The sequence below is a fragment of the Streptomyces sp. PU-14G genome (genome assembly GCF_041028275.1).
Classification (GTDB): Bacteria; Actinomycetota; Actinomycetes; order Streptomycetales; family Streptomycetaceae; genus Streptomyces.
This window is the reverse complement of record NZ_JASKYT010000523.1, coordinates 1-4,109: the sequence shown is the minus strand read 5'-3', so window position 1 is coordinate 4,109 and position 4,109 is coordinate 1. Positions and strand designations below refer to the sequence as shown.

General features: G+C 74.7%; 5 protein-coding genes. All 5 read left to right on the top strand.

Translation table 11 applies throughout. The features are described 5' to 3' along the window. Positions 1-1,215 (top strand): DUF2993 domain-containing protein (locus AB8Z75_RS32760; protein WP_369208434.1); only part of this gene is annotated, 1,215 nt, incomplete at its 5' end. A 117-nt stretch (positions 1,216-1,332) separates the two neighbouring features. Then, positions 1,333-1,998, top strand: coding sequence for a tRNA (adenosine(37)-N6)-threonylcarbamoyltransferase complex dimerization subunit type 1 TsaB (gene tsaB, locus AB8Z75_RS32755; protein WP_369208432.1), 666 nt, complete (start codon positions 1,333-1,335; stop codon positions 1,996-1,998). 53 nt (positions 1,999-2,051) lie between these two features. Continuing rightward, positions 2,052-2,633, top strand: a complete 582-nt coding sequence (gene rimI, locus AB8Z75_RS32750) for a ribosomal protein S18-alanine N-acetyltransferase (RefSeq protein ID WP_369208436.1) — start codon at positions 2,052-2,054, stop codon at positions 2,631-2,633. Then, positions 2,626-3,729 (top strand): tRNA (adenosine(37)-N6)-threonylcarbamoyltransferase complex transferase subunit TsaD, encoded by a 1,104-nt coding sequence (gene tsaD / locus AB8Z75_RS32745; protein WP_369208430.1) that lies wholly within the window; start codon positions 2,626-2,628, stop codon positions 3,727-3,729. Before rimI ends, tsaD begins: the two co-directional genes overlap by 8 nt. Further along, positions 3,729-3,980, top strand: a complete 252-nt coding sequence (locus AB8Z75_RS32740; protein ID WP_369208428.1) for a hypothetical protein — start codon at positions 3,729-3,731, stop codon at positions 3,978-3,980. Before tsaD ends, AB8Z75_RS32740 begins: the two co-directional genes overlap by 1 nt. Positions 3,981-4,109: the final 129 nt, after the last annotated feature.

The window sequence follows — 4,109 nt, the reverse complement described above, 5'->3', positions numbered from 1 at the left end:
CGCCCCCACGACCCGTCGCACGGCCGCCCCCACGACCCGTCGCACGGCCGCCCCCACGACCCGTCGTACGGCCGCGCGGACGACGGGGGGCTGCGCGGACTCGGCTTCGGTGTGCGCTCGGACTACGACGAGCCCGCCTACGAGGACCGCATGCCGCACCTGCGCGCGGTGCGGCGGCGCCGCCGCTCCCGGCTGACACGGACCGTGAAGGTCGCCATCGCCTGCTGCACGCTGCTGGCCTTCCTCGCCGTCGGCGACCGCTGGGCCGCGCTCTACGCCGAGGGCAAGGCGGCGGACAAGGTGCAGGACTCGCTGCACCTGCACGCCAGGCCCGAGGTCCACATCAACGGCTTCCCCTTCCTCGCCCAGGTGGCGCGCGGCCGGCTCGACCACGTCGAAACCGCGATCCCCGACGTTCCCGCGGGGCGGGTCTCCGTCGCCCAGGTCAGCGGCGACGTGCGGGACGTGGAGATCGTCGGAGACGCCCCGTCGTCCATCCGCGGCGCGGTCCTGGGCCGGATGAAGGGCGACGTGCTGCTCGACTTCGACGACCTCGACCGCGAACTCGGCACCTCCCAGGTGACCTTCACCGCGGGCGGCGAGCACACCGTGCGGGCCGCGGGCGAGCTTCCCGTCGCTGGAACCGTGGTCAAGGTCCGCGCCCGCGCCCAGCTCCAGCGCACCGGCGACCACGGGGTGGGCACCACCGTGGACGAGATGCGGCTGGTCGTGCCCGGCCTGTTCAGCTTCACGCCGGGCACGGGCGAGGACGCGGGCCTGCGGCTGTCCCGTCCGCTGGCCGAACGCATCCAGCACGACGCCGCCAAGGCGCGGGCCCTGTTCGGGGTGCGCTCGATCGCCCAGCGGTTCGGGCTCACCCCCGAGCGGGCCGAGCGGGTACGGCACAGCGAGCGCGAGCTGCACCGGGTGACGGGGGCGCCCCGGTTCGTGGACAAGGTGATGCGGCTCAACATGCTCGACGTCGTCGTCGCACACCCGCAGTTGCTGAGGAAGGTCGGTATCGACCCGGCGCTGGTGGAGGCGCTCAAGAAGATCGAGGAACCGAAGCTCGCCGACAAGCTGGCGCTGCACCTCACCCTGCCGGACCTACCGGGGGACGTGCGGCTGCGCGGCGTCTCCGTCGTCAAGGAGGGCATCCGCGCCGAGCTGACGGGCTCCGACATCCCCTTCGGCAAGACGGCCGCCGGGCGGTAGCCGGCGGCCTGGGACAGGCCCTGAGACCTGTCCCGCGCCCCCTCCGGGGCGCCCGGAACGGGTGAGAAAGGGGGGAAGAGGTCAGGGGGTGGGGTGCGGGCGCCGTAGGCTGGTCGGGTGTTGATGCTCGCGCTGGATACCGCCACACCCGCCGTGACCGTCGCCCTCCACGACGCCGACGGGGACCGCACGCTTGCCGCCGCCCACCAGGTCGACGCCCGCCGCCACGGCGAACTGCTGCTGCCCTGCGTCGAGCGGGTGCTCCAGGAGGCGGGGCGGAAGCTGGCCGAGGTCACCGACCTCGTCGTCGGCGTGGGCCCTGGGCCCTACACCGGGCTGCGGGTCGGTCTGGCGACGGCCGAGGCGTTCGCGGCCGCACTCGGCCAGCGGGTGCACGGCGTGTGCACGCTCGACGGCCTCGCGTACGCCTCGGGGCTCGACGAACCCTTCGTCGTCGCCACGGACGCGCGGCGCAAGGAGGTCTACTGGGCGCGGTACGACGACGCCCGCACGCGGGTGGGCGGACCGGCCGTGGACCGCCCCGCGGACATCGAGGAGCGAGTCGCCGAGGTGCCGTCCGTCGGCGCGGGCGCCGTGCTCTACGACTCCGTCTTCCGCGGTGTGCGCCGCGACCTGCCCGCGGAACAGTCCGCCGCGGCGCTGGCCAGGCTCGCCGCCGAGCGGCTGGCCGGCGGCGCGGAGCTCCTGCCGCCGCGCCCGCTGTACCTGCGGCGCCCCGACGCGCAGGTGCCCGCGGGCTACAAGGTGGTCACCCCGCGGTGAGCCGCGCGCAGAAGGCCAGGGGCGGTGCGGTCACCGGGATCGCCCTGCGCGAGATGCGGTGGTGGGACATCGACCCCGTGCTGGAGCTGGAGGGCGAGCTCTTTCCCGAGGACGCCTGGTCGGCGGGGATGTTCTGGTCGGAGTTGGCCTCCGCGCGCGGTCCGGACGCCACCCGGCGGTACCTGGTCGCCGAGGCGCCGGACGGCTCCCTGGTGGGCTACGGGGGCCTGGCGGCCGTGGCCGGCACCGGCGACATCCAGACCATCGGCATCCTCGCGGCCCACCGGGGGACAGGACTCGGCTCCCGGCTGCTGCGCGCCCTGCTGCGGGCCGCCACCGACTTCGAGTGCGCCGAGGTGCTGCTGGAGGTGCGCGTCGACAACGCGCCGGCGCAGCGCCTCTACGAGCGCTTCGGCTTCGTCCCCCTCGGCATCAGGCGCGGCTACTACCAGCCGGCGAACGTCGACGCGCTGGTGATGCGGCTCGCGGACCCGGCGTCGTACGCCGCGGCGTCGGACGCCGCAGCGCCGGACGCCTGGCAAGGCGCGTTGGCCGACGCGTCCCCGAGCCCGTCCTCGGACCCGTTTCCCCACTCGCCACCGACCACGCACCAAGGAACGAACACCCATGGCTGACGAACCGCTCGTCCTCGGCATCGAGACCTCCTGCGACGAGACAGGCGTCGGAATCGTGCGCGGCCACACGCTGCTGGCCGACGCGGTCGCCTCCAGCGTGGACACCCACGCGCGGTTCGGCGGCGTCGTCCCGGAGATCGCCAGCCGCGCGCACCTGGAGGCGATGGTTCCGACCATCCAGCGGGCGCTCGACCAGGCCGGCGTCGCCGCCACCGACCTCGACGGCGTCGCCGTCACCGCGGGCCCGGGCCTCGCGGGCGCCCTGCTGGTCGGGGTCTCCGCGGCCAAGGCGTACGCGTACGCGCTGGGCAAGCCCCTCTACGGCGTCAACCACCTGGCCTCCCACATCTGCGTCGACCAGCTCGAACACGGCGCACTGCCGGAGCCGACGATGGCCCTGCTGGTGAGCGGCGGCCACTCCTCCCTGCTGCTCGCGCCCGACATCACCGCCGACGTGCGGCCGCTCGGCTCCACCATCGACGACGCGGCGGGCGAGGCCTTCGACAAGGTCGCCCGCGTGCTGAACCTGGGCTTCCCCGGCGGCCCCGTCATCGACAAGTACGCCAAGGAGGGCGACCCCGACGCGATCGCCTTCCCGCGCGGCCTGACCGGGCCGCGCGACGCGCCCTACGACTTCTCCTTCTCCGGGCTCAAGACCGCCGTCGCCCGCTGGATCGAGGCCCGGCGCAACGCCGGTGAGGAGGTGCCGGTCGCCGACGTCTCCGCCTCCTTCCAGGAGGCGGTCACCGACGTGCTGACCCGCAAGGCCCTGCGCGCCTGCCGCGACGAGGGCGTCGACCACCTGATGATCGGCGGCGGCGTCGCCGCCAACTCGCGGCTGCGCGCCATGGCCGAGGAACGCTGTGCCGCCGCCGGGATCACCCTGCGCGTGCCCCGCCCCAAGCTGTGCACCGACAACGGCGCCATGGTCGCCGCGCTCGGGGCCGAGATGGTCGCCCGCAACCGCGCCGCCTCCGCCTGGGACCTGCCCGCCGACTCCTCCCTCCCGGTGACCGAGCCGCACGTCCCCGCCCCGTCCCCGAGCCACACACACGACCACGTGCACGAGACGAGCAGGAAGAACCTCTACGCCTGATGCCGACGGTAGCCCTCATGTGGGAGGCCAAGGCCGCACACGGCCACGGCCCCGCTCTTTTGGAGTGGGCCCGCTCCGCCGAGCTGGCCGCGCCCCCCTCCCGCCGCGAGCACTTCACAGCGCCGGGCGACCGCGTCCTCGTCATCACCTGGTGGAGCGGCCCTTACGACGCGGATGTCCCCGAACTTCCCGACCCTCCGGGCGACCTCGTCGCCCGCCCGGTGCACCGGTGGAGGTTCGCACAGGTGTGACCCGGGGGCCCGAGTGCGCTGACCCGGGGGGCCCGAGTGCGCTGGCGGTGGGGGCGCGGCAGTATGGGGCCCGCCGGCGCGAGCCGGGACGGCGCCGAGGAGACAGCGGGGAGCGGGGGAGCACATGCG

Coding starts and splice junctions, on each gene's coding strand:
- rimI (WP_369208436.1), top strand. CDS start 2,052: ATGCGGTGGTGGGACATCGACCCCGTGCTGGAGCTGGAGGGCGAGCTC.
- tsaD (WP_369208430.1), top strand. CDS start 2,626: ATGGCTGACGAACCGCTCGTCCTCGGCATCGAGACCTCCTGCGACGAG.
- AB8Z75_RS32740 (WP_369208428.1), top strand. CDS start 3,729: ATGCCGACGGTAGCCCTCATGTGGGAGGCCAAGGCCGCACACGGCCAC.